Origin of the sequence: Pseudoalteromonas sp. SR43-7, assembly GCF_014163785.1 — a bacterium.
GTDB classification, from domain to species: Bacteria; Pseudomonadota; Gammaproteobacteria; order Enterobacterales; family Alteromonadaceae; genus Pseudoalteromonas; species Pseudoalteromonas distincta.
On sequence record NZ_JACJDY010000006.1, the window covers coordinates 46,119 to 70,625 of the forward strand.

22 protein-coding genes and 5 tRNA genes are annotated in these 24,507 nt (G+C 39.8%); 23 read left to right on the plus strand and 4 right to left on the minus strand.

The window, feature by feature from the left end; all coding sequences use genetic code 11:
* The first annotated feature begins 2 nt into the window (after positions 1-2).
* The 17 genes from recJ (at position 3) to H5087_RS06505 (ending at position 17,412) form a co-directional block, all read left to right on the plus strand.
* Positions 3-1,724, plus strand: coding sequence for a single-stranded-DNA-specific exonuclease RecJ (gene recJ, locus H5087_RS06425; protein WP_182671500.1), 1,722 nt, complete (start codon positions 3-5; stop codon positions 1,722-1,724).
* A 144-nt stretch (positions 1,725-1,868) separates the two neighbouring features.
* A protein-coding gene (gene prfB / locus H5087_RS06430) for a peptide chain release factor 2 (RefSeq protein WP_100218355.1) occupies positions 1,869-2,967 on the plus strand; the annotation gives its coding sequence in 2 pieces (ribosomal slippage) (positions 1,869-1,943 and positions 1,945-2,967; 1,098 coding nt in all).
* A gap of 26 nt (positions 2,968-2,993) precedes the next feature.
* On the plus strand, positions 2,994-4,529 hold the full coding sequence (lysS, locus tag H5087_RS06435) for a lysine--tRNA ligase (protein ID WP_002961420.1): 1,536 nt from the start codon (positions 2,994-2,996) through the stop codon (positions 4,527-4,529).
* Positions 4,530-4,849: 320 nt separating this feature from the next.
* Positions 4,850-5,032, plus strand: a complete 183-nt coding sequence (locus H5087_RS06440; RefSeq protein WP_010553261.1) for a hypothetical protein — start codon at positions 4,850-4,852, stop codon at positions 5,030-5,032.
* A 128-nt stretch (positions 5,033-5,160) separates the two neighbouring features.
* Positions 5,161-5,253 (plus strand) — tRNA-Ser (locus tag H5087_RS06445).
* Positions 5,254-5,291: 38 nt separating this feature from the next.
* Positions 5,292-5,368 (plus strand) — tRNA-Arg (locus H5087_RS06450).
* A gap of 73 nt (positions 5,369-5,441) precedes the next feature.
* Positions 5,442-5,518, plus strand: a tRNA-Arg gene (locus H5087_RS06455).
* A 51-nt stretch (positions 5,519-5,569) separates the two neighbouring features.
* Positions 5,570-5,646, plus strand: a tRNA-Arg gene (locus H5087_RS06460).
* Positions 5,647-5,761: 115 nt separating this feature from the next.
* Positions 5,762-5,838 (plus strand) — tRNA-Arg (locus H5087_RS06465).
* Between the two features lie 794 nt (positions 5,839-6,632).
* Positions 6,633-7,808 carry an exo-beta-N-acetylmuramidase NamZ domain-containing protein gene (locus H5087_RS06470; RefSeq protein ID WP_182671501.1) on the plus strand — a complete coding sequence of 392 codons (1,176 nt, stop codon included), beginning with the start codon at positions 6,633-6,635 and terminating at the stop codon, positions 7,806-7,808.
* Between the two features lie 9 nt (positions 7,809-7,817).
* Positions 7,818-9,476, plus strand: a complete 1,659-nt coding sequence (gene pbp4b, locus H5087_RS06475; protein WP_182671502.1) for a penicillin binding protein PBP4B — start codon at positions 7,818-7,820, stop codon at positions 9,474-9,476.
* A 191-nt stretch (positions 9,477-9,667) separates the two neighbouring features.
* The gene (locus tag H5087_RS06480) at positions 9,668-11,044 is read left to right on the plus strand and encodes a Na+/H+ antiporter NhaC family protein (RefSeq protein ID WP_165744124.1); all 1,377 of its coding nucleotides are present in this window, start codon (positions 9,668-9,670) and stop codon (positions 11,042-11,044) included.
* Positions 11,045-11,155: 111 nt separating this feature from the next.
* Entirely contained in the window at positions 11,156-12,022 is an 867-nt protein-coding gene (locus H5087_RS06485; protein ID WP_182671503.1) for a hypothetical protein, read from the plus strand.
* A gap of 202 nt (positions 12,023-12,224) precedes the next feature.
* Positions 12,225-12,932 carry a hypothetical protein gene (locus H5087_RS06490; RefSeq protein WP_182671504.1) on the plus strand — a complete coding sequence of 236 codons (708 nt, stop codon included), beginning with the start codon at positions 12,225-12,227 and terminating at the stop codon, positions 12,930-12,932.
* A 278-nt stretch (positions 12,933-13,210) separates the two neighbouring features.
* Positions 13,211-14,953, plus strand: coding sequence for a potassium/proton antiporter (locus H5087_RS06495; RefSeq protein WP_182671505.1), 1,743 nt, complete (start codon positions 13,211-13,213; stop codon positions 14,951-14,953).
* Positions 14,954-15,556: 603 nt separating this feature from the next.
* Positions 15,557-16,717, plus strand: a complete 1,161-nt coding sequence (locus H5087_RS06500; protein WP_182671506.1) for a reverse transcriptase family protein — start codon at positions 15,557-15,559, stop codon at positions 16,715-16,717.
* Positions 16,717-17,412: a retron Ec48 family effector membrane protein gene (locus tag H5087_RS06505; protein WP_182671507.1), complete on the plus strand. Its 696-nt coding sequence runs from the start codon at positions 16,717-16,719 to the stop codon at positions 17,410-17,412. The genes H5087_RS06500 and H5087_RS06505 overlap by 1 nt, the downstream gene beginning before the upstream one ends.
* A 90-nt stretch (positions 17,413-17,502) precedes the next feature.
* Here H5087_RS06505 and H5087_RS06510 read toward each other — a convergent pair whose 3' ends face one another.
* From H5087_RS06510 to H5087_RS06520, 3 genes are read right to left on the minus strand one after another with little or no spacing between them, the layout of a single operon-like run.
* A complete protein-coding gene (locus H5087_RS06510) occupies positions 17,503-18,126 on the minus strand; it encodes a hypothetical protein (RefSeq protein ID WP_182671508.1) in 624 nt (207 codons plus the stop codon).
* Positions 18,113-18,721 (minus strand): sigma-70 family RNA polymerase sigma factor, encoded by a 609-nt coding sequence (locus H5087_RS06515; RefSeq protein ID WP_259397746.1) that lies wholly within the window; start codon positions 18,719-18,721, stop codon positions 18,113-18,115. The genes H5087_RS06510 and H5087_RS06515 overlap by 14 nt, the downstream gene beginning before the upstream one ends.
* Before the next feature lie 14 nt (positions 18,722-18,735).
* Positions 18,736-19,371 (minus strand): energy transducer TonB, encoded by a 636-nt coding sequence (locus H5087_RS06520; protein ID WP_182671509.1) that lies wholly within the window; start codon positions 19,369-19,371, stop codon positions 18,736-18,738.
* A gap of 156 nt (positions 19,372-19,527) precedes the next feature.
* On the opposite strand from H5087_RS06520, the gene H5087_RS06525 reads away from it, so the two are divergent.
* The 3 genes from H5087_RS06525 (at position 19,528) to H5087_RS06535 (ending at position 21,127) form a co-directional block, all read left to right on the plus strand.
* A complete protein-coding gene (locus H5087_RS06525) occupies positions 19,528-20,034 on the plus strand; it encodes a DUF3087 domain-containing protein (protein ID WP_182671510.1) in 507 nt (168 codons plus the stop codon).
* A gap of 34 nt (positions 20,035-20,068) precedes the next feature.
* Positions 20,069-20,518: a low molecular weight protein-tyrosine-phosphatase gene (locus H5087_RS06530; protein WP_182671511.1), complete on the plus strand. Its 450-nt coding sequence runs from the start codon at positions 20,069-20,071 to the stop codon at positions 20,516-20,518.
* A 99-nt stretch (positions 20,519-20,617) separates the two neighbouring features.
* Positions 20,618-21,127 carry a hypothetical protein gene (locus tag H5087_RS06535; protein WP_024607634.1) on the plus strand — a complete coding sequence of 170 codons (510 nt, stop codon included), beginning with the start codon at positions 20,618-20,620 and terminating at the stop codon, positions 21,125-21,127.
* A 68-nt stretch (positions 21,128-21,195) separates the two neighbouring features.
* Here H5087_RS06535 and H5087_RS06540 read toward each other — a convergent pair whose 3' ends face one another.
* Positions 21,196-22,311 carry an energy transducer TonB gene (locus H5087_RS06540; protein ID WP_182671512.1) on the minus strand — a complete coding sequence of 372 codons (1,116 nt, stop codon included), beginning with the start codon at positions 22,309-22,311 and terminating at the stop codon, positions 21,196-21,198.
* 249 nt (positions 22,312-22,560) lie between these two features.
* Here H5087_RS06540 and ribA point away from each other — a divergent pair, with 249 nt between their 5' ends.
* The 3 genes from ribA to H5087_RS06555 all read left to right on the plus strand — a co-directional run bounded on the left by ribA (position 22,561) and on the right by H5087_RS06555 (position 24,506).
* Positions 22,561-23,184: a GTP cyclohydrolase II gene (ribA, locus tag H5087_RS06545; protein ID WP_002961931.1), complete on the plus strand. Its 624-nt coding sequence runs from the start codon at positions 22,561-22,563 to the stop codon at positions 23,182-23,184.
* Positions 23,185-23,265: 81 nt separating this feature from the next.
* The gene (locus H5087_RS06550) at positions 23,266-24,054 is read left to right on the plus strand and encodes a BPSS1780 family membrane protein (protein WP_182671513.1); all 789 of its coding nucleotides are present in this window, start codon (positions 23,266-23,268) and stop codon (positions 24,052-24,054) included.
* Positions 24,054-24,506, plus strand: coding sequence for a regulatory protein RecX (locus tag H5087_RS06555; protein WP_002961933.1), 453 nt, complete (start codon positions 24,054-24,056; stop codon positions 24,504-24,506). The genes H5087_RS06550 and H5087_RS06555 overlap by 1 nt, the downstream gene beginning before the upstream one ends.
* Position 24,507 lies beyond the last annotated feature (1 nt).

Genomic DNA, 24,507 nt, shown 5'->3' on the forward strand with positions numbered 1-24,507 from the left:
GCATGAAAAAACTAATCATTGCGCGTGAAAACGTTGACGACTCGCATCTACCGAGTAATTTACACCCTGTAATTAAACAAATTTATGCTAACCGCAATGTATTTAATGCCGACGAGCTAAATAACAGCGTAGCTACGCTTCACGACTTTAAATTGTTTAAAGATATCGACAAAGCCAGCGATTTACTAATTGAGGCATTAAAGGCGCAAAGCCAAATATTAATAGTCGGCGATTTTGATGCTGATGGCGCAACGAGTACGGCCACTTTAATGCAAGGCCTTGAGATGTTTGGTTTTAAGCATTTAGATTACTTAATTCCGGACCGGTTTAGCTTAGGTTATGGCTTAAGCCCCGCGCTTGCAGAGCAGATAGTACAAATAAAGCCTGATTTAGTGATCACCGTAGATAATGGCATATCGTGTATTGCTGGTATTGATATTTTAAAAGCGGTTGGTATTAAAGTGCTCGTAACAGATCATCACTTACAAGGTGAGCAGCTGCCAAATGCCGATGCAATAGTAAATCCAAATAGACATGAATGTGATTTTCCGTCTAAATCTATAGCAGGCGTTGGCGTTGCTTTTTACTTATTAATAGCGCTGAGAAGCGTAATGCGAGACCTTGGTTATTTTGAGCAGCAACCGCCGCCTAATTTAGCTAACTTGCTCGACATTGTAGCGCTTGGTACGGTTGCTGACGTGGTCGCACTTGACGCAAATAATCGCACATTAGTACATCAAGGTTTAGCACGTATTCGCAGTGGTAAAACACGCCCAGGCATTACCGCGCTTATTGAGGTGGCTAACCGCAATGCTGCGCGCTTAAGCGCAAGCGACTTTGGCTTTTCACTTGCCCCGCGTTTAAATGCAGCAGGGCGATTAGACGACATGAGTTTGGGTATAGCATGCTTACTTAGCACCGATATAAACCAAGCACGTAGTATTGCCAGCGAGCTCGATAGCTTAAACTTTGCAAGGCGCGAAATAGAACAAGGCATGCAAGCCGAGGCGCAAGCGGTGCTTGATAGACTCGCATTTAGCGACGATAACATCCCTGATGCAATCTGCTTGTTTCAAGACGATTGGCACCAAGGTGTTATTGGTATTTTGGCTGGTCGCTTAAAAGAAAAGTACCACCGACCAACCGTTATATTTGCTGGTGGCGAAAATGGTGAAATAAAAGGTTCGTGCCGCTCTATAGAAGGGTTGCACATGCGCGACTTACTCGAAGGGCTTAATACTGCTGAGCCACACTTAATTAATAAATTTGGTGGCCACGCAATGGCCGCTGGTTTAAGTATTAATGAGCAACACTTTAACGACTTTAAAAAGGCATTTGATGCTGCAGTGAGTGCGCAACTGAGTGAAGAAAGTAAGCGCTGTATTGTATTTACCGACGGTGAGCTGCCAAACGACTGCTTTACGATGGAGTTTGCTCAGCTATTAAAGCAATCGGGCCCGTGGGGGCAGCAATTTCCTGAGCCGGTGTTTGAGCACACATTTGAAGTAATACAGCAGCGCATAGTCGGCGAAAAGCACTTAAAACTTGTATTAAAGCATCAATCAGGACGATTAGTTGACGCCATTGCCTTTGGTATTGATGTAAAAGAATGGCCCGACACAGAAGCGAAGTTTGTAAAAGTAGCCTATCAACTCGATATAAATGAGTTTAGAGGTAAATTTACGCTGCAATTAATAGTTAGAGAGCTTGAAAAAGTGCACTAAAAAATATGCACAAATCATGCATAAAAGGCTAATAAAGCGCGCGGTTTTTTGTTAAAATCGGGCGTTTTTATCATTTGACGATAATTTGTTGCGAAAATCCCATGTAAAGGGGCGCAATTACCTAGCCATTTTGGAGTGATGTACATGTTTGAAGTGAATCCTGTGATTAACCAAATCAAGGAAATTCGCGAACGTACTGAATTGCTTCGGGGGTACCTTTGACTACGCTCTTAAACAAGAACGCCTAGAAGAAGTTAACGCCGAACTTGAAGATTCAGCCGTATGGAATGAGCCTGAACGCGCACAAGCGCTTGGCCGTGAAAAATCAGCATTAGAGGCTGTTGTTGAAACAATCGACAACCTTGTAGCCGGTACTGACGACGTTGAAGGTCTACTTGAACTTGCTGTAGAAGCCGAAGATCAAGATACCTTTGATGAAGCACAAAGCGAACTTAGCGATCTAAACGAGCAGTTAGAAGGTTTAGAGTTTCGTCGTATGTTTTCAGGGCCTCATGACTCAAACGATGCGTACCTTGATTTACAATCGGGTTCTGGCGGCACTGAAGCACAAGACTGGTGTAACATTCTACTTCGTATGTATTTACGTTGGGGCGAGGCTAAAGGCTTTAAAGTTGAGCTAGTTGAAGCAACCGACGGTGATGTTGCCGGTATTAAAGGCGCAACAGTTCGCTTTGTTGGCGAATACGCTTACGGTTGGTTACGTACAGAAACAGGCGTTCACCGTTTAGTGCGTAAAAGCCCGTTTGACTCAAGTGGTCGTCGTCATACCTCATTTGCTTCTGCGTTTGTATACCCAGAGATTGACGATAATATTGAAATTGATATTAATCCGTCAGACCTACGTATAGACGTTTACCGTGCATCAGGCGCGGGTGGTCAGCACGTTAACACCACCGAATCGGCGGTTCGTATTACTCACGTACCAACAAATACCGTAGTGCAGTGTCAAAATGAGCGTTCACAGCATAAAAATAAAGCCCAAGCGATGAAGCAGTTAAAAGCTAAATTATTTGAGCTTGAGCTACAGCAGCAAAATGCTGAAAAACAAACGCAAGAAGACGCTAAATCTGATATAGGTTGGGGTAGCCAAATACGTTCATACGTACTTGATGACGCACGTATTAAAGATTTACGTACAGGCGTTGAAAACCGCAATACCCAATCGGTACTTGACGGTAACTTAGATAAATTTATTGAAGCCAGCCTTAAATCTGGCCTATAACCACCAAGCTAATAAAGAGCTAAAAAATGACTGATAAAATCCAAGACGAAAACAAGTTAATCGCTGAGCGTCGCGGCAAGTTAGACGCGATACGCGAAAATTGCCCAGCCAACGGTCATCCAAACCAATTCCGTCGTGAGCATTACACGGCTGATTTGCAAGCCCAGTTTGGTGATAAGAGCAAAGAAGAATTAGTTGAACTACAAGAAGTTGTGTCTATTGCTGGACGTATTTTAGCAAAGCGTGGACCGTTTTTTGTAATTCAAGACATGAAAGGTCGCGTACAAGCGTATGCATCTAAAGATGTTCAAAAAGACCTTAAAGAAAAATATGGTCAGCTAGACACTGGCGATATTATAGGTGTTAAAGGCGCGCTAAATAAATCGGGCAAAGGCGATTTATACGTAGAAATGACTGAGTATCAATTACTAACTAAGTCACTTCGCCCGTTACCTGAAAAATTCCATGGCTTATCAGATCAAGAAACAAAGTACCGCCAACGTTATGTTGACTTAATTACTAACGAAGCAACGCGCGAAACATTCCGCATTCGCTCACAAGTAGTTGAAGGCATTCGTCGCTTTTTAGCAGACCGTGACTTTATGGAAGTAGAAACACCTATGCTACAGGTTATACCTGGTGGTGCATCTGCGCGTCCGTTTGTGACTCACCATAACGCGCTTGATATCGACATGTACCTACGTATAGCGCCAGAGCTTTACTTAAAGCGCTTAGTGGTAGGTGGTTTTGATCGTGTATTTGAAATTAACCGTAACTTCCGTAACGAAGGGTTATCTACACGTCACAACCCAGAATTTACAATGATTGAATTTTACCAAGCATACGCTGATTACATCGACCTGATGAACATCACCGAAGATATGCTACGTACTGTTGCAGAAAACGTTCTAGGTAGTGCAATTGTAGTTAATACAACTAAGGACGAAAACGGCGAAGTTATCGATTCAGTTGAATACGACTTTGGCCAACCGTTTACACGTTTAAGTATGGCGGATGCTATCTTAAAATATAACCCTGAGTTTGATGCTGCGGTATTTAACGACCCAGAAAACCATTTTGAAGAGTTAAAAGCGTACGCTAAACAAGTGCACGTTAAAATTCCTGAAAACTGTGTTTGGGGCCCAGGTAAGTTTCTTTGTGAAATATTTGAAGAAACAGCAGAGCACATGCTTATTCAACCTACGTTTATTACTGGTTACCCGTGGGAAGTATCACCACTTGCACGCCGTAACGACGAAAACCCATTTGTTACCGACCGTTTTGAGTTTTTTGTTGGCGGTCGTGAACTTGCAAATGGTTTCTCTGAGCTTAACGATGCACAGGATCAAGCTGAGCGCTTTACTCGTCAAGTTGAAGAGAAAGACGCAGGCGATGATGAAGCAATGCACTACGACGAAGACTACATACGCGCACTAGAGTACGGCTTACCGCCAACGGCTGGTGAAGGTATTGGTATTGACCGTTTAGTAATGTTGTTTACTGATTCATCAACAATTAAAGACGTTATTTTGTTCCCGCATATGCGTCCACAAGCTGACTAATCTTTAGTAGAACAAAGTAACTTAATAAACGCCGCTTAATAGCGGCGTTTTTTTGCTTATAATTAGTGTTTTAATTAATAAGTACTACACTAAAAATTAAAGGTAATTATTAGTGCTGATTAATGTGCAATTCAGCTTCACTAACTTATTGTTATTGGAAGTTTCAATATTAAAACTAACAGTGCTATAACTTTTTAGTATGATTATTTTTTAAACATATGTTGTGTTTGTACAAAGGTTTTAGCTAGAATACGCACGAAATTTACACTGCTGGTATTTAGCAGTTAAATATAGATTCTTAAAGGACTTAGGATAATAGTATGAAAGACAAACGAGTAGATGATTTATCAGAAGAATGCACATCAGAGCAAGAACGAAACGCTTACTACCGTGCTTGTATCGCTGAATTTCAACAATTAGGTTACCAAGAACAGTATTTGGCTCAGTTAACTGATGACTTAGTTCCCGTGCTAGGTGTTAATCCTTCAAATAAAAATACGTAACCCGCTTAAATTTCAAACTAATTACACTTTTAAACCAAGCATATGTGCAATCTGTAACCATATAGTCGTTTTTGGTAGAAAAGTGTTTGACATATTTTCTGAAATCTTTATTATACGCCCCACAAGACGGAGAGGTGTCCGAGTGGCCGAAGGAGCTCCCCTGCTAAGGGAGTATAGAGTTTGTAGCTCTATCGAGGGTTCGAATCCCTCCCTCTCCACCATTTCTTTTAATGGCGTGTTTTGTAAAATTTTAAAGTATGGGTGCATAGCTCAGCTGGATAGAGTACTCGGCTACGAACCGAGCGGTCGGAGGTTCGAATCCTCCTGCGCCCACCATACTTTAATAACTCGCTTAGAGTCTAAATAAGTAAAAGCTCTACTTAGAGTTAAAATAAGTAAACTATAAAGTGGGTGCATAGCTCAGCTGGATAGAGTACTCGGCTACGAACCGAGCGGTCGGAGGTTCGAATCCTCCTGCGCCCACCACTTTATAGACTCTCACTTAGAGTAAAAACAAGTAATAGTAAAAATGAAAGTGGGTGCATAGCTCAGCTGGATAGAGTACTCGGCTACGAACCGAGCGGTCGGAGGTTCGAATCCTCCTGCGCCCACCACTTTCATGTTTTCATACACTTTTAAGTGTAAGAAAAATAAGCCGATGGAAATCGGTTTTTTTATGCCTGAATTAATACGCTCTGCTTAGAGTTTAAATAAGCAATCTATGAAAGTGGGTGCATAGCTCAGCTGGATAGAGTACTCGGCTACGAACCGAGCGGTCGGAGGTTCGAATCCTCCTGCGCCCACCACTTTCATAAACAAGCCGACATTAAGTCGGTTTTTTTGTGCCTAAAATAAAGTGAAGTGAAGTGTAGGTTTAGGTGAATTGAGAACCAAGCAGTCGGAGGTTCACTCTTACAAGATACGTCCTGCGCCCACCACTTTCATAAACAAGCCGACATTAAGTCGGTTTTTTTGTGCCTAAAATAAAGTGAAATAAAGTGAAATAAAGTGAAATAAAGTGAAGTGTAGGTTTAGGCGAATTTAGAACCAAGCAGTCGGAGGTTCACTCTTACAAGATACGTCCTGCGCCCACCACTTTCATAAACAAGCCGACATTAAGTCGGTTTTTTGTGCCTGAAATAAAGTGAAGTGTAGGTTTAGGCGAATTGAGAACCAAGCAGTCGGAGGTTCACTCTTACAAGATACGTCCTGTGCCCACCACTTTCATAAACAAGCCGACATTAAGTCGGTTTTTTTGTGCCTGAAATAAAGTGAAATGTAAGCTACCACTCCTGTAGCCGCAGAGCTTGCTCGCGTGAGAAGCGGAAGCTTCTAATCACTTACCACCGATATAACTGATACTTTATTTACGAGCTTCGCTCGTCGCGTCAGCAAGCTGCACGCCTACAAGTAAAACCAGCCCTAATCTTTAAATCTAAACTCCGAGTTTATTCATTCGTTGTAGCCGCTGAGCTTGCTCGCGTGAGAAGCGCCAGCTTCTAATCACTGTATCTGCTCAAGCCTACTAACCCTTTTCTAAAGCTGCTCTTTAATATTACCTATGTTATTTTAAACGCCTTGTTTAAAAGGATATTGCAGTATGTTTAAAACCCTATTTATTACTTTATTTTTTATTTTTAGCGCCATTTTTATTGCAAGCGTGCAAGCCAACGAAGTTAATAACTCACTTGTGGTAGGTGCGCAGCAATATGCTAAATATTTACCGCAGTTAAAAAATAAACGTGTAGGACTAGTAGTCAATCAAACATCAATGGTGGGGCAAACTCACTTAGTAGATGCGCTGCTGACAAAAAATATTAATATAACTAAAATTTTTGCACCTGAGCATGGCTTTCGTGGCGATCACGATGCGGGCGCCCATGTGAAAAATGCTGTTGATGGTAAAACTGGTATTCCGCTTATTTCTATTTACGGTAAAAATAAAAAACCAAGCCAAGCTGCTTTAGCCGATGTTGATGTGATTATTTTTGATATTCAAGATGTGGGAGTGCGTTTTTATACCTACATAAGCTCTATGCACTACATGATGGAAGCCGCTGCAGAGCAGGGGATAGAATTTTTGGTGCTCGACAGGCCCAACCCAAATATTGCCTACGTTGATGGGCCAATATTAGAGCCAGAATTTAAATCGTTTGTAGGCATGCACCCAATTCCTGTTTTACACGGCATGACCGTTGGGGAACTTGCCAAAATGATCAAGGGCGAGGGCTGGATCAATAAAGCGGCCGATTTAAAATTAACGATGATCCCTGTTGATCATTACACTCGCAAAAGTACTTACAGCTTGCCTGTAAAACCCAGCCCTAATTTGCCTAACGATCAGGCGATTGCGCTTTACCCATCACTTTGCTTTTTTGAAGCAACGCCTATTAGCATTGGTAGAGGCACCGATTTTGCTTTTCAAGTAATTGGCTATTCGCCAGTTGCATTAGGTGATTTTAATTTTACACCGCGCGCAATTAAAGGCGCTGCTTTAAACCCTAAATTTAAAAACCAAACCGTACAAGGGCTCGATTTAAGACAAGCAAATACCACAGGTTTAAATTTAACTTACTTGATAAATGCGTACACGGAGCTTAGTAAAAATAACATCTCGTTTTTTGAGCGCGCTGACTTTATGGATAAACTAGCGGGTACTAATAAATTGCGCTTAGCTATTGAAGCAGGGCAATCAGAGGCGCAAATAAAACAAAGCTGGCAGGCGGGGCTTGCGCAATTTAAAGCGCAAAGAGCGCCTTACTTGTTATATAAATAAGGGCTAAGCATGTTTATTGCTGTAAAATATCAAAGGTATGGTTATATCAAACAAGCATTTATAGCGGCATTGAGCTTTATTATTGTGGGTTGTAGTACACCACCTGAGCCTATTAGCTCGGTGCTACCACTTACAAAAAGCCAACTTGTAGAGCTGCCTAATGCACAAGTGGTTGTAACGTTTCCTGAGGTAAATCCAAGTAGCCGGTTTTATGTAAATAACCGAGGAACGTTTAAAGCTTACAAAGGGCGCGGGCAATTATTAATACAAAACCACAACGCACAAAGCGCCGATATTTACATTAATAATAAAAAGCTCGACGTTAACCAACTAAGCGCCAACACCTTATACAATTACAGTTTGGCAAAAAATACTCACAACGGTGTTAATACCTTTAAAGTTGAAAATATTCTCCCTGCTGGCGCAAGTTTAACGCTGCGTTTTGCATTTCCTACTTTAAGCGATGAACCAAAAAAGCATATAGATTTTACTGAAGTAGACACATTAATTGAACGCGATGTAAAAGCGGGTTTTCCTGGGGCTGTGTTGGCCGTTGTTAAAAATGGCGAGCTAATAAAATTAACCGCCTATGGCGATGCAAAGCAATATCAGCAAAGTGATTTAATGTTACTACGCCCAGAGCCAATGCAAACTAATACTTTGTTTGATCTTGCCTCAAACACCAAAATATTTGCCACAAACTTTGCACTTATGAAATTAGTAAGCGAAGGGTTATTAAATATTAATAAACCCGTACAAAGCTACCTAAGCGAATATAAAGGTGAAGGGCGAGCAAAGCGCACAGTAAAAGACTTACTCACACACAGCGCCGGATACCCGCCAGTATTTGACTTTCATCGTAAAGATGGCAGCTACGGCGACGCGTTTTATTCGCAAAACAGTAAAACCACCAAACAGCTATTACTTACCAGCGTACCTTTTAGTAATAAATCATCTGGGCAGCATGTTTACTCAGATATTGATTACATGATTTTAGGCGTACTCATTGAGCGTATTACAGGGCAGCCCCTTGACGAATACCTAGAGCAGCAAGTGTATGCGCCACTAAAACTAACTAACACGTTATTTAATCCACTTAAAAAAGGCTTTAAGCCACAGCAATTTGCAGCCACTGAGCTTAGCGGCAACACACGAGACGGGCGCATTAAGTTTGATAATGTTCGCACCAGTGTTTTACAAGGACAAGTGCACGATGAGCGCGCTTACTATTCTCTTGATGGCGTAGCAGGGCATGCAGGATTATTTAGTAATGCTCATGACTTAGCGGTGCTTTGCCAGCTATTACTAAATAATGGTGGCTACGGCGACCAACAATTATTTAGTGCAAGCGCCTTAGCGCAATTTTTAACGCCGCAAAGCAGTGATGAGACCTACGGGCTTGGCTTTAGGCTTGCTGGTAACAACCAAGCAAGGCGCTGGCACTTTGGCCCTTATGCAAGCGCGCAGGCTTATGGGCACACAGGTTGGACGGGAACAGTGACCGTAATTGACCCCGCTTACGATTTAGCTATTGTTTTACTTACCAATGCTCGCCACAGTGCAATTAAAGGCTCGCAAAAACGTTACGAATTTACAGGTAAACAATTTGAAACCGCGCAGTACGGATCTGTGGTGTCGCTTATTTATGAAGCGCTACTAAATCAATAAGCTATCGTATAGGTTAAAACGTACTAACAGCATTACTCTAAGTGATTTATTTACAGGTGACTTGAGTAAGGCAATCCATTAAGCTAAGCGGTTTACAAATCTAAGCCAGTTTATGCTGCTAGGCTTAACAAATAAGCGATAAAACGCGTACAAAGCGAGAGTGGCTCGCTAATAATTAAGGTTAACTTTTTATGCATTGGTATTCTATTTTACCGCCGCTAATTGCGATTGCTATCGTGTTTTGGCGAAAAGAAGTGATTATGGCGCTACTTGTTGCTGTTGCTTCTTCTGAGTTTTTACTCGCCTTTCAGGGCGAAGGTAATAGCTTGTTTGACACTTTTTTAAATACCATTGAACGTATTATTTCGGTTGCCAGCTCGCCAGGTAATACACGCATATTAATATTTAGTATTTTAATTGGTGCACTGCTTGCCTACATTCGCGAATCTGGCGGCGTTGCAGCAACTGTTAATATGCTAATGAACAAAGGCATTGCAAAAAGTAAGCGCCAAGTGGGGTTTTTAACCATGTTTACCGGCATTGCAGTGTTTATAGAATCTAACTTGAGCGTACTTACCTCGGGTATTTTATCGCGTGGCTTATTCGACAAATTTAAAATGAGCCGAGCGCGTCTAGCGTACATTATTGATAGCACCAGTGCGCCAGTGTGTATTTTAATACTACTTAATGGCTGGGGTGCGTTTGTACTTGGTTTGTTAGGTAACTACGAGTTAGGTGAGTCGGCTGTATCGGTGTTGTGGGGCAGCGTTGGGTATAACTTTTACGCCATAATTACCCTTGCCATTGTTTTTTATACCATCGCGTTTGATAAAGTGCATGGCCCAATGAAAGAAGCCGAAGAAAAACTAGAGCTTCAAACAACTGACTTAAAAGAAGAAGTAAAAGGCTCTAAAGCGCGTTACATGTTAATCCCGCTTATTACGCTTATTACCAGCATGGTTGGCTTTATGTACTACACCGGTAATGGTGTATTAGCAGAGGGCAGCGGCTCTAAATCCGTATTATATGCAACGGTTTTAGCCATTGTTGTCGCTTACTTTTTAATGATTGGCTCACGTAAATTTACCCATCATCAATTAGTTGATACCGGTTTTAAAGGTATGGGCGAATTAATGCCACTGGTCGCCATTGTACTGCTTTCGCTTACACTTGGCGCAAGCTTAAAAGAATTGGGTACTGGCGTATTTGTAGCGTCGCTTGTTGGCGACTACCTACCTATTTACTTAATCGTACCTGTGCTGTTTTTAACCGGCGCGGTAATGTCGTTTACTACGGGTACATCGTGGGGCACGTTTGCTATATTAATCCCAATTGGTGTGCCACTTATTCAAGCGCTAGGTTTACCGCCATCGCTTGTTGTTGGTGCTATTTTAGGTGGTGGTATATTTGGCGATCACTGCTCGCCTATATCCGACACCAGCGCTGTATCGGCTATTGCATCGGGGTGTGACTTACTCACCCACGTTAAAACGCAGCTACCGTATGCCTTATTTGGTGGCGGCCTTACGTTTTTAGCGTACTTAATAACAAGTATTATTGTGTTGTAAAAACGTGTTATGAAAGTGAGTTGTAAATGCTGAGTTTTAATTATTTATAAAATGCCTTGAAAGCCTGCAAATATGCAGGCTTTTTTAGGGGACAAAATAAGGATTGTTTAAATGAAAAATAAAGCTTTTGTCTTTTTTAGTTTTTTATTGTTTTTGAACGCATGCTCTTACCAAGAAAGTGCATCAGAACAAGCTAAGCGCTTAGGTAAAACATACCAACTAGATATCCGAGCTGGCGATACTCGTTTATTTTTTCCTGAACAATTTTTAGGAATTGGAGGCAAGCCACCTACGCTTGAAATGGAAAGCACTTCTTTGGAGGATTCTTCAGAGTCACTTGATGGCATTGAAACCGCGCTGGAGGTTTATCCTGAAGGCTTTGTTTCCAAATTTATTAATGCTATTTATATTTCAGGACCTATGCTCATGGAGGGGGCTGAAGCGGGGGGAACATATTCAAGAAATTCTATAATATTATCAAATATCTCAAATAAGAACGGTACTAACTTCAATTATGAAAATTCTTTACGGGGAGTTCATCACGAGCTTAGTTCTTTAATTTATTTACGCTCCCCTTTTGTTAATCTTGCATGGCAAGGTCTTTTGCCTGAAAGTTGGAGTCCTGCTTCCTCGAATTATGAGGCTTTAACGCAAGATATAAGTATAGGGCCTGATTATGAAAATGGATTTTTATCTACCTACGGTAAAACTAATGTTGAGAACGACTTTAATATTTTCGCCGAATTTGCTTTTTCTGAGCCTGAAAAGCTACGAGACCTTGCTGCTAAGTATCCAACTATAGCTAAAAAGCTGAGTTTATTTATTACTGCATATAAGCAGGTTTTTCCTGAGTATCGGCAGAGCTTCGAAGAGTATTTCACTAATACGGGTTTAAGCGACGCTGCTATAAAACCTGATAATGTAGAGATTACAATCCACAGTGATTTCAGTAATATTAAGCCTCAAATAATTCACTAAGTAAACTTAGTAAAGGGCTTATGTTTTACATATAGTCATGGTTCATACTTAAGATATTCCTCTGTTAAAGAAGCATAAATCGAATACTCTGAAGCAGCTTTTTATGTACCTTGAATCATTGTAATAATAACTTCTTAGGATTTCTCTACCTCACTTTAAATGATATGATTTCGACAATTAAATAATAAATAAGGACATTTTTATGGATATTATGATTGGTCAGCAAGCTCTTAAAAAGAAAAATCAGCTAACTCAGTTATCAGAGCGAGCAATCGGTCGAGACTTCAAAGAGCAAGCAGCATTAGCTATACAAATGACACAATGTAGTGCAGCCGTTTATCGTCGATTACAACGAACTTATAAATCAACTGTAACGCCACGAGATGAAAAAAGAGTTAAAGCTGGTGGCTTAAGCACACAATCAGTTACTTTTTCAACAAGTAATAGTAGCCAAAAATCTTTTAATAGCTTACTTCCTGCAATGCGTGGAAGGGCTGCACCTACAAACACTTCAAAAACGTCAAATGATGTTGCAGTTGCTTCTAATCAGCCACAAGCAGTTAGCTTATTAGCTTTGTTACACCCAGTTATAAGCGGCGACATAATGAAAACGGGTAATGCTGTTGAAAAAACAGCGACTATATTAGGGTTAGTAACAACGACTGTTGGTTTTGTAGTTCCTGCCGGTGGAGCCGTATCATCAATTGTTAGTTGGGTAGGAAGTGGTGCTACGTATTCAGGTTTCTCAATGTCAAGAATTCGTCCTGATGCCCCAGACCGCGCTTATCACCAACTAACAAATTATATTTCATGGTTAGCTGCTTGGAATAAAAAAGCCTGTGAACTAATTGATATAGCAGATCCAAACGGACAATGGACGTTTCGAGATATTGAGCACGGATTTTCATAAGAATTAGGATTATTAATAATAGTTTTAAATATTTCGTATATCTTGTCATTGCTTAAATAGTCAAAAGCCTGCTTATTGCAGGCTTTTTTGTTTTTAAATTAAGACAGAGGCTAGTAATACCAAGCTTAACGACGCTCTAGCTATTAAATAAACTATTTAAATATAGACTTAAGTGCCCGCATTTATATTTTTTAGGTTATTGTATAGCATGAGCTTTAAGCTTTTTGGTAGCTATAAATTCTTACTTTTTAACTCATATAAGGCTGTAAACCCACACTATGTTTGTAATTGATAATATCATTCTCGTTAGTGCCATTTTAATTTTACTTGGAGTGATCTCGAGCAAGTTATCTGCACGCGTTGGCTTACCAGTGCTGGTGCTATTTTTACTTGTAGGCATGCTCGCAGGTGAAGATGGTATTGCAGGTATATCTTTCGACAACGCAGAGGCCGCACATGCTCTGGGTACTCTCGCGCTTGCTATTATTCTATTTGATGGTGGCTTACAAACGCCCACCAGTTCAATTAAACAAGTGTGGAAACCCGCGTCTGCTTTAGCAACCATCGGTGTGTTATTTACCGCTGTAATTACAGGCCTTGTGGCCACTTATATTTTAGACCTACCCATATTACAAGGTGTATTACTGGGCGCCATTGTTGGCTCTACAGATGCCGCAGCCGTGTTTGCACTTTTACGAAGTGCGGGTATTCACTTAAATAAAAAGCTTAAATCTACCCTTGAAATAGAAAGCGCCTCGAACGATCCAATGGCTATTTTTCTAACGGTTGGGTTGCTCGAAATGCTCGTTAATGACATGCCAGTAGGGCTGGGTTTACTACAGTTATTTGCTCAACAAATGGGTGTTGGCGCTATTTGTGGTCTTTTAATTGGTAAAATATCGGTTTGGTTTATTAATCGAATTAAACTAAATGCATCGGGTTTGTATTTAGTGATGGTAACCGCATTTGGACTGCTTTCATTTGGCCTTTCTGCAACGCTCGGCGGCAGTGGATTTTTAGCTGTATTTATAACGGGTGTTATTTTAGGTAACAGCAAATTTGTATATAAACGCGGTATTTTTCTGTTTCATGACGGCTTAGCATGGCTTGGGCAAATAACCATGTTTGTTGTATTAGGACTTCTTATTAATCCGTCGTCGTTGGTTGATGTATGGCTAGAAGGATTGCTTATTGCACTAGCACTCATTTTTGTTGCTCGCCCATTAGCGGTAGCGCCTATTTTAAAACTGTTTGGCTTTAATAATCGCGAAACCTTGTTTGTATCTTGGGTTGGCCTTAGAGGCTCAGTGCCCATTATTTTAGCTATATTCCCATTACTATTTGGTCTTTCAGGGGCAGAGCTTATTTTTAATGTTGTTTTTTTCGTGGTGTTAATTTCAGCCACGTTACAGGGCTCAACAATGCCGTGGATGGCTAAAAAACTAAATTTAGTAGAGCCGCCACCTGATTTGGCTGCTGCAACACTCGAAATCACAGCGCTAAACGATATTGATATAGAAATTGTAGAATACACCTTAAGTGATGTTTCTCGGGTTTCTGGGCGCAGCTTGTCACATGCTGCACTTCCTGAGAGTGTAGTTGTTGCTATGATCACACGGGGTCCGTCAATCATACCGCCACGAGGCTCAACTAAGTTAAAAGCAAATGACCATTTATTTGTTGTTTTAAAACCAGATAACAGACCTTTTGTTGATTTAGTTTTTACAGCAACCGATAAAACAAACCACCAAGATAGCCACTTAGCCCACAACGAACTTAAAGTGAAAGGGGTAACGTTGGTAGGCGATATATTTTACTCTTACCACATGCAAATAGACGCCCCAGAGGGCATAAGCTTGGAAGAAGTGATCAACCAAAAGCTTTCAGGAGAGGTCATTAAAGGCGATATTGTTGTTATTGGTAATGTGCAAATACGCGTTATAACAATGGTGCATACACGCATAGTTACCATTGGCTTAAAGTACTTAAACAATCCAGAAAAACGACTTTTAAAGCCGTAATCATTAACAATGATTTATTTAGCGCTAGGCTCTCGTTTATAGCGTACGTAGGTTGGGTTGAGTGGCACGAAACCCAACGATTCTCCAATGCAATGAGCACACCGAAAGCTAGTTATATGTAGTGTTTATTGTAGGCGAACAGCTTGCTGGTTTGCTTTGTATCAGCCCTATGTTTTTTGCTTACTTAATTACAAGAATTATTGTTTCGTACATTACAATTGTTTAAATAGTTATAACTACGGGGCCCCTGAATCCAATATGAATTAGAGAAAAAGCTTGCTAGAAGATGGTATTACAAATATGATTATTTTAGCACGTGCGTACCGCTCGTTCTTTGCAGCCATATAATAAAGTAGAAAAAGATGTCCTTCAAAAGAGGACGGTACTTAATGTACTTTACGGGAACACCCCCAAGGCCGCCAGCCCAAGTGTACGGTAGTGGCGCTTCGCTTACTACTCGCCCCCTTAAGGGCCGGCAGCAGCACCTTCGGTGCTGAAACGAACTGGTTCGAAGAAACGTATGCAGTTGTTTTCTGCTAAATATGGTGTAAAAGAGTATAGTTTCTTCATTAAACGAATTTCGTTGGACCAGTTTATTTTCAAATGGATTATTGTAAATACCCAAAAGCCCCGATAAAGACAATTAATAATTTGTCACTTCATTTAGGTGTCCAAACTAGCGACATCAATAAAGCTTTGCTAATTCCTGCAGACTCTCGTTATAAAGATCCTTCTTCCCCTGCATATAAAAAAGACGGCACAAAAAGGCTAATAAAAAGCCCTAGAGATCCCATAAGAACATTACAACGAAAAATCAACACTACCTTATTTTGTCATTTAAAATGGGCTAACTACCTATATGGTTCGATACCTAAAGGGAAAGAAGGAGATGTTAAGGATTATATAAATGCGGCGGCGATTCACTGCCAGAGAAAGAGTATTTGTAAATTAGATATAGCCGATTATTTTAATAATATAACTGAACATCACGTCAATAATTTATTTAATGATTTTTTCCGCTTTTCAGAGGATGTCTCAAAGGTTCTTACCGACATTGTCTCTTATAAATCAAACTTAGTTCAAGGAGCCTTAACATCAAGTTATCTTGCAATGCTTCTTTTTTGGGATTTAGAACCTCAATTAGTAACTAGATTGAAATATAAAGGAATTAAATATACGCGGCTAGTTGACGATATTACACTTTCAAGCAATGTTCATGACTTTGATTTTTCTTTGGCAATAAAGTTAGTTGAAGATATGCTCAAAGAGAAAGATCTTCACTTAAATCAAGTGAAAATACAGTCTAGCTCAATATCTACTCAGTTACTTCTTGTTCATGGTCTAAATATAAATAATAAATTACCTTGTTTGCCTAAAGGTGAGTTAAAAAGAATTCGAGCTGCAGTGCATTCTATTTCATGTGTTACGGATGAAAAAATGCGAAGAGAAAATTGGTTTAGAAAAGACTATGAAAAATGCTTAGGTCGAGTTTATAAGTTAAAATCATTTGGAAAAAATAAAAGCTTTAATAACTTAATCAATAAATTAAATAAAGTACGCCCTTTAGCTTCATCAAAAGATTTGAAGTACGCTAAAAAAAGAGTGCAGAGTTTAAAATCTGACTATAAAAGAGGCAAAAAGAAAGAGTCTTTTGCGTATAGGAAAAGATATTTTTTTGCGCAGTATAAAATTGGCTTTTTGAAAGTAGAGTTCCCGCAAGCCTATTTTATATTAAGAAGTGAACTAAAAAAGGTTAAGCCATAGTGAAATTTTCAATAAAAAAAGCCTTGTATTTTTATTCGGCAATTCTATTTGTTTTTACTTTTCTAGTTATAGGTGAGTTTTGGGCGAATAAAAATTTAGAGTTTGAGTTTTGCTTATCTCAACGGTGTATAAGTCTAATTGCTAAGCATTTTGAACAAACTTTATCTTTTTTCAACTGGCTTATAACCAGTTCGGCTATTTTAATTACAGCGGCTTCTTTATTTATTAACTTCAAAGCATATGAAAATGCTAAGAGTAATAGTGATATGAGTAATCATTTGAGCCACTTGTCATTTTTCAATGGATATATTGAAAAGGAGGTGGTGAATCTAAAGCATGTATCTATCTCAAGTATCAATAAAAATAAATTATATTTCTATATGTTTCCAAAATCTGTAGGTGGGGTATTGGTTGTTTGTGATAGTTATAAAAGCAAAATACAAAGTATAAGAAACCATTTAATTGATTCGGCAAAAGCTTATAAAAGGCAAGGTGGCAATTTTGATTATCGTATCCACCAAACTACTTTAATAAATCTTCTCAATGACTTAGGTATTAGCATGATTAATATGCATAAAAAGGATTTTTATATTGTTGAGACGGAATTAATATATCTTTTAGATTCCGTTAGTCAAACTTTTTCAAGATTTGAAGATATAGTGGTTTTAGGAAAAATTAATAGGCATTATTCTTAGTTCTGAAAGATAAGGTGTTTAGCAGCAATTTTTTAGGGCACCATGAATAAATAAATATTTATAACTTCTATGAACAATAAAAGGGTCCACCTAAGCCCCACACTGCCTAACCCCAGCCCCCGCATGTTTAAGTGCAATAATCTGCCCCTTACCATTATGTGCCATAGCCAACATATCACCGGTATTTATATTACTTTCAACCGCGTGTTTACCTTTTAAATCACTCAACAGCGAATGCTTAATTTGCACGAGTACTTCATCATTACAGCTGGCTATGTACCAGTCGTTATCTACCTTCACTAGAGTGCCGTATTCTATGTGGCGTTGTTGGTGGCGACGTAAATCGTTAGCTAATTGACTATCAAGCGCGTGTTTTTGCTCGTTTATGGAGCTTGCGTAGCTACCAGCTTGGTTTATTTCATGTGTTTTTATAATTGAATAGTCGTGAATGTCTATGGTGTTAAATACGCTGTTAAGCACGGTTTTAGGCGCGTGGTTAATGCTATCGTTATTATCAAACACAATAAAAGCAAATACACCCAGTGCACAGGCAAGGCTGGTTAGCTGCAGCGTAAAGCTGAACTTTTTAGGCTTTGTGTGCGTGGCCTTTTTAAGTAGCGTTTTTTGCTGATCACTTGTAAGTGTAGTGCGCGCTTTTCGCTCTTTAAAGTGTTGTGTGAGCTTTTGATCAAACGGCTCATCAGGCTTGTTCATTGTTTGCTCCTAATAAACGTTTAAGATTTTGCTTGGCATAGCGCAGCCTTGTTTTAATGGTCTCAAGGCTGCTTTGCGTTATAAGTTCTATGTCGGTGAGCGAAAAGCCTTCTTGTTGTAATGTTATGGCTTCGCGTTGTACAAAGCTGAGTTGTTTTAGGGCGGCGTCGAACGCGTTATAGCTTATGTTTGAGCTGCCTATATGCGAGTCTTTGCTAGTTAAGTCACTGCTATTTAAGTCGCTTTCGCTTTTATCATTTTGTGCTGCTAAATGCGTGTTTTCGTCAAGCTCTACAAAGTGTTGTTGCCTGCGGTATTCGTCAATAAGTGTGTTGCGGGCAAGTTTAAATAACCACGCTTTGGGTGTGGTTTGGGCTTGGTAAAGGTGGCGTTTTTCGATTACTTTTAGCCATGTTTGTTGGCTTACGTCGTATGCTAAATGCGTATTAGATTGCGTAACAAGGTAGTGGTATAAGTCGTTACTGTAGAGGGCAATAAGCTGCTCTAAGTAACGATTATCGCCACTTTTTGCGTAACTTGCCATGCAGTCCTTGCTTGGCGTTTCAAATAACCATGACTTAATACTTAGTAGCATAGGCGTTTAGTCCGTTAAATAGAGTTATCTAATTTAAAATCGAGCTGTACAGTTTGACCTGTTTGTAATTGTGCCACACCTTCAATTACTTTGGGGCGATATTTCCAGCGTTTAATGGCTCTTATTGCTTCGCGGTCAAAGGTACGTTTTGGCTCGGCGTTAATAACTACTGGGTCGATTACTTCACCGGTGGGCGAAATACTAAAGCTTAGTTGCACCCAACCTTCAATACCATCGCGCGCTGCTGTAGTTGGGTATTTAGGGTTTATGCGCACTATGGGTGTTGCATCCCCAGTAGGGCGATTAATAGTATTGTTAATGTCGCCACCAAAATCGTCAATCGTAACTGGCGTAAAGTCGCTAATTGCCAGCACAGGATCGGATGATGTATCAAGCGGTGGAGCTTTTTGCGGCACTTTAGGCATTGGCGGTGGCGGCTGTATTTTTTGTATATGCCTGACTTTTGAATCCTCAGGCGCCTGAAAAATCTCTACTATAATATCGCCCCCTGGTTTAACCGGTGCGCGTTGCTCGCCACTTATTAAATATTGCATAAACGCAAAAGCTGCAAAGGTCATTGCGGCGCCGCCGATAACGGCAGTCGATGTTTTAATAAATACTGGGTTGTTAGGTACTTCGAGTGTGTGCATAAGCCGCTCCAAATTTTATTGACCACTACTATTAGGGTGTTTTCAAAGCTATAACGGGTGGCAAATCAAAAAGGGGTGAAATAATTTTATAAAAAATGTGGGGTTTAGTTACAATAGCCATTCGCATTCTTTTACTTATTAACTTTTTAGGCTGTTATGCAACTCATTGAAATAAATAAAGCGCGTTACCGTAAACATTTAAACCGTGTTATTGCAGGATGCGGTATTGGTTTGGCTGTAGGCAGCTTGGCTATATCGCAAACGCTGATTGCTTTATTTCCTGATGAAAGTGGCAGCCACTTTCATTGGAACTTAATAGGCGTTGCTATTACAAGCGTTGGGCTTGCGTGGTTACTTAATAAATACCGTACACATAGCTTTATGACTGAAGTTGTTTATGTGTGGGAGCTTAAAAAAGCACTTAATAAAATAACCCGTAAAATAGCTAAGTTAAAAGCCGCTGGCCGTGAAGGTAATGCTGATGCGTTATTAGCGATTCATTATAGCTACGCGGGCTCTCGGTTATTGTGGCAGCTAGACGATAATCTAATCATTATGGACGATTTAGCCATTAAACAAGCTGAGCTTGAATCTGTTGCAGCACAACATAACGTAACGCTTAATGTTGAAGATTACGATGAAAGCATTTTAAAACAGTTTTAAAGCTTAGGTTTTTAAATTAGTTAAAGGAGCCTTAATGAAAAAAGTACTCATAGTGTGTTTAGGTAATATTTGCCGCTCGCCAACCGCAGAGGCGGTATTAAAAGCCCGCGCTAAAAAGCTAGGTGTTAACGTTAACGTTGATTCGGCGGGCACTATTGGCTATCACGAAGGTAAAACGCCTGATAGTCGCTCAATGGCAGCAGGGGAGAAGCGCGGTTACAGCTTTAAAGGTATTTATTCACGTAAAGTACGTACAAGCGACTTTACTGAGTTTGATTTAATTTTAGCGGCCGATACGCAAAATTTAGCTGATTTAACAGCGCAATGCCCTGAGCATTTACGCTATAAGCTGGCGCTATTTTTAGAATATGGCGAGCAAGCCCAAAGCGCTATTCCCGATCCTTATTATGGCGGCGATGATGGCTTTGAAAATGTGCTCGGTTTAATAGAAGCGGCTAGCGATAAAATACTCGCTAAAATTTAATCCCTATTTTATTACTAAAGCTAAATTTAACGAGCTTTTAGTCGTATTGCATGGCGTTCCTAAAGTAAGTACATTTTATGCTTACTCAAAGGGAACTTTATGAAAATAAAAATATTACTACTCACTTTATCTATCGCTTCTTGTTCTACTTTTGCTAACGATGTTAGTTTTTCGATTGGGGGTGGCTATCCTTATTTAGTTATTCCTGAAGTGTCTTTGTCGGCTAACGACGACACACAACGCTGGTATGCAAATTATAAACTAGGCCTTGATGATGGATTTTCTGCAGGTTTTGAACAAGCAGTAAGCGATAATAAAAAGCATGCTTTTGGCGCGCTTGTGGGCGCTATTGGTGCAAGAGATACAGACCAAGAGTGTGAAGGTTCAACTAATGATGTAGCAACTGACTTTGCTAATACGCTAGGTTGTGTAATTGGCGGTATTTTTGATGAAGAAACAACAAACGGAATAGGGCTTACGTACAGCTATAACTTTAATGGATTGAACAGCGCTGGTTTTAGATTAGAGCTAGATGTGGGCTATGGTAAAGCAAGCGACAGCAACGAAAAAAGAGCCGATGGAGGTATTAGCGTAAGTTACGAATTTTAACTACGTAGAATTTGTACTAGTTGGTATTAAAAAAAGGCGCTTAAAGCGCCTTTTTTAATGAGCCGCTTTTAGTGGCGGTTAATTTTAAAGTCGAGTTGTACCTGAGAAATAGCGCTAACAGGTTTGCCATTTTCAAACTTTGGCGCGTAACGCCATTGCTCAAGCGCTGCTTTGGCTGATTTTTCAAATGCGCTGCCGCCTTCAGAGCTAAGTACTTTTGGGTTTTTTACAAAGCCAGCTGCGTCTACCTCAAACTCCATAACAACTCTACCATCGGTACTAAACCTGGCTTTGTTAACTGGGTATTTAGGATTAACACGGTAAAGCGGCGTTTGCTCTTGCGATTCTTTCCATGGCACCATTTGAGCGATAGCTAGGCAATGTTTAGTTGCTTCTTCGCTTTTACCTTGTTTTTCGTACAGACCTACAAGCTTTGAATGAGCTGTTAGCTCTGCACTGTGATCAAAGTTTAAGTTACTATCGAATACAGTAACTATACGATTTAGCCTTTCAATCGCTTGATTGTATCTTTTACGACCCTCTGCGAATGAGGCCATTAAAAAATCGGCTTTTATGCGCTCTAGTGAGTTTTCAGGTAAGTTTTCTTGGTAGTATTCGTCGGCTTCTTCTAGGTAGTTTTTAGCCTCACGATATTTTTTAGAACTAAACTTTTTAGCCAGTAGCGTTGCAGCTTCAAGTTTCATGTCGGCTACAAACTTAGGGTTATTTTGTGTTTTAGCTATACCTATTACTTGTTCTAAAAAGTTAGCTGCTTTGTAAGCTGATGTTGTGTAGTTAGCTTTTCCGAGCAGTGCATCAACTGTTTCTATTGATTGTTTGCCGTGATTAGCCGCTAAAATAGTATGTGCTTCATCATAAAGTGCAAAACGTTGTTCGTATAGCTCATCGCCGTAGCCTTTAATAGCTTTAGCGTAGTTAATAGCTAAGTTAGCAGTATTGTCGTCGCTTTTACCGTAAACGGCTTTACCTGATGTGTAAGCAAGTTTGGCAGCTTGTTGTACGTTTTCGTCTGCTTTAACTGCTGCTAAATAGCTTTGGTATGCTTGGCTAAATACTATTTGAGGATCGCTTGCTTGGCTGGCGAATGCTGTAGTGCTTAAAGTTGTTGCGCTTAAAGCAGACAAACTTAAACCTATAAATAAAGCGAGTTGCTGACGTTTCATAATAATCCCTATCGTTGTTTAAAATACAAAATACCAAACGTGCCTGTAGGTGTCACTGATTAAGGTAAATCAACGTAAATAATATTGGCGGTTATTTGTATTAATTTATTGCTTAACAATCATTGAAAATAACGCCTGTCGTCGCCATATATTTGCCATAAACAGTCTTGTACTACGGTGTATTTATCCTATTTTGTGATACTATCACTTTATTGTCGTGTCGTAGTTATTTAAATATTTGGATTTGTCGTGGCGCAAGTAAGAGCAAGAGTCCAGCTTAAAGTTGGCAGAAATAGTGATATCCCTGCAGAAATAATCTCATTTACTGATTTAAAAGATGGTAAAGAACATATTGCTATGGTGTTTAACAACGCCGATACAGAGCAAGATGTACCGCTAATTCGTATGCATTCAGAATGCTTAACGGGTGATGTATTTTACTCATCACGTTGTGATTGTGGTGAGCAGCTAAATGAATGTATTGAAATGATGCACGAGCAAGGCGGTATTTTATTGTATTTACGCCAAGAAGGCCGTGGCATTGGTTTATACAACAAAATAGACGCTTACGTATTGCAATCGCAAGGTATGAACACCTACGAAGCTAATAATCATTTAGGCTTTGCTGATGATTTACGTGACTTTTCGGATGCGGTATTAATGCTCAATGCGCTTAATTTAAGTCACGTTAAATTAATGACTAATAATCCTAAAAAGCTTAATGCATTAAAAGATGCCGGTATTAATGTTGATTCGGTTGTGGGCACTCATGCGCACATAAAAGCGGGTGTTGCGGGTAATAAATCGTACCTAGAAACAAAAATTAAGCATGGCGCGCATATGTTAGATATTAAGAAAATTAAAAAACCTTAATCATTTAATTACGTTTCGTCTATTAATCCCCCCTTACGCCAAGTTATACTTGGCGTGTTTCGTTTTAAATTAAGAGCAAGTATGTCTACACAATTACGAATTTTTAAAGCCGATGCAGGGCTAAAGTGGTTAAAAGCCGGATGGCTTATTTTTAAAACCCAGCCAGCAACCTTTATTTTTATGCATTTATTTATTGGCATTGTAGGGCTGCTGTCTTTATTTTTACCGCTGCTGCAAGTAGTAGCAGCACTCGCTACGCCATTTTTAACCGCAGGGTTTTACCAAGCGGTGCTTAGTAAGCAACAGGGCGGAAAAATTATGCTAGCCGATATTCTCAAGCCATTTACGGCTAAGGGAAATCGTTTAGGGTTATTACGTTTAGCACTTTATCAAATGGGTGCGGGCATTTTAATGGCGTTACTTGCTAATGGCTTATTTGCCGATGCAGTGGCTGTTATGAGCCAACCAGGACTTGATCCAAACGTAGCACTTGAGCAAATGCTTGAGAGTATTTCGGGCGCGAATGTCATTTTGTTTTTTATGGCAATGCTAATTTATTTAACGGCGTTTGCTTACGCTGTACCGCTTGTTTATTTTAGTAAAGAAACACGTATTTTAATGGCGCTTAAAAAATCGTTAATGGTGTTTTATCATAACATTTTGCCACTTGGCGTTTTTGGCCTTATTTGCGCATTATTTATGGCGCTTTCGATGTTCTTATCGTTCTTACCACTGTTGATTTTAATGCCGATTTGCTACATTAGCTTTTTTGTATCTTATCAAGCCATTTTTATGCCTGTTGTACCATTAAGTGACGACATTAATGTTAAGCCACTTAGCAGTGAAACAAGCGGACGTTTTGACGCTTAATGGATGATAAATTAAAGCAAAAACTAAAAAACTATGTACTTTGGTTACTAGGGCGCCAAGAATATTCGCGTCGTGAGTTAACGCTCAAATTACAGCAAAAAGAAGCGACAGAAGAGTTTATTGAAACGCTGCTTGATTGGTGCGAAAAGCACAATTTTATTAACGAGCAGCGATACTGTGAAGGCTTTGTAAGAAAACACATATTTAAATGCCACGGGCTTAAGCGAATACAAAGCGAAGCTATGGGCAAAGGGATTGATCGTTCGCTACTTGAAATGGTAGTTGAAGAGCTTGAAATAGATTGGTTTGAGCTTGCGCAGGATGCGTACAATAAAAAATATTCGAATACACCGCCAGATCTCGATTACAAAGATAAAGCTAAGCGCGTGCGCTACTTAATGTATCGGGGTTTTAGCTACGATGAAATTAATTTTGCAATGCAAGCACAGTAAA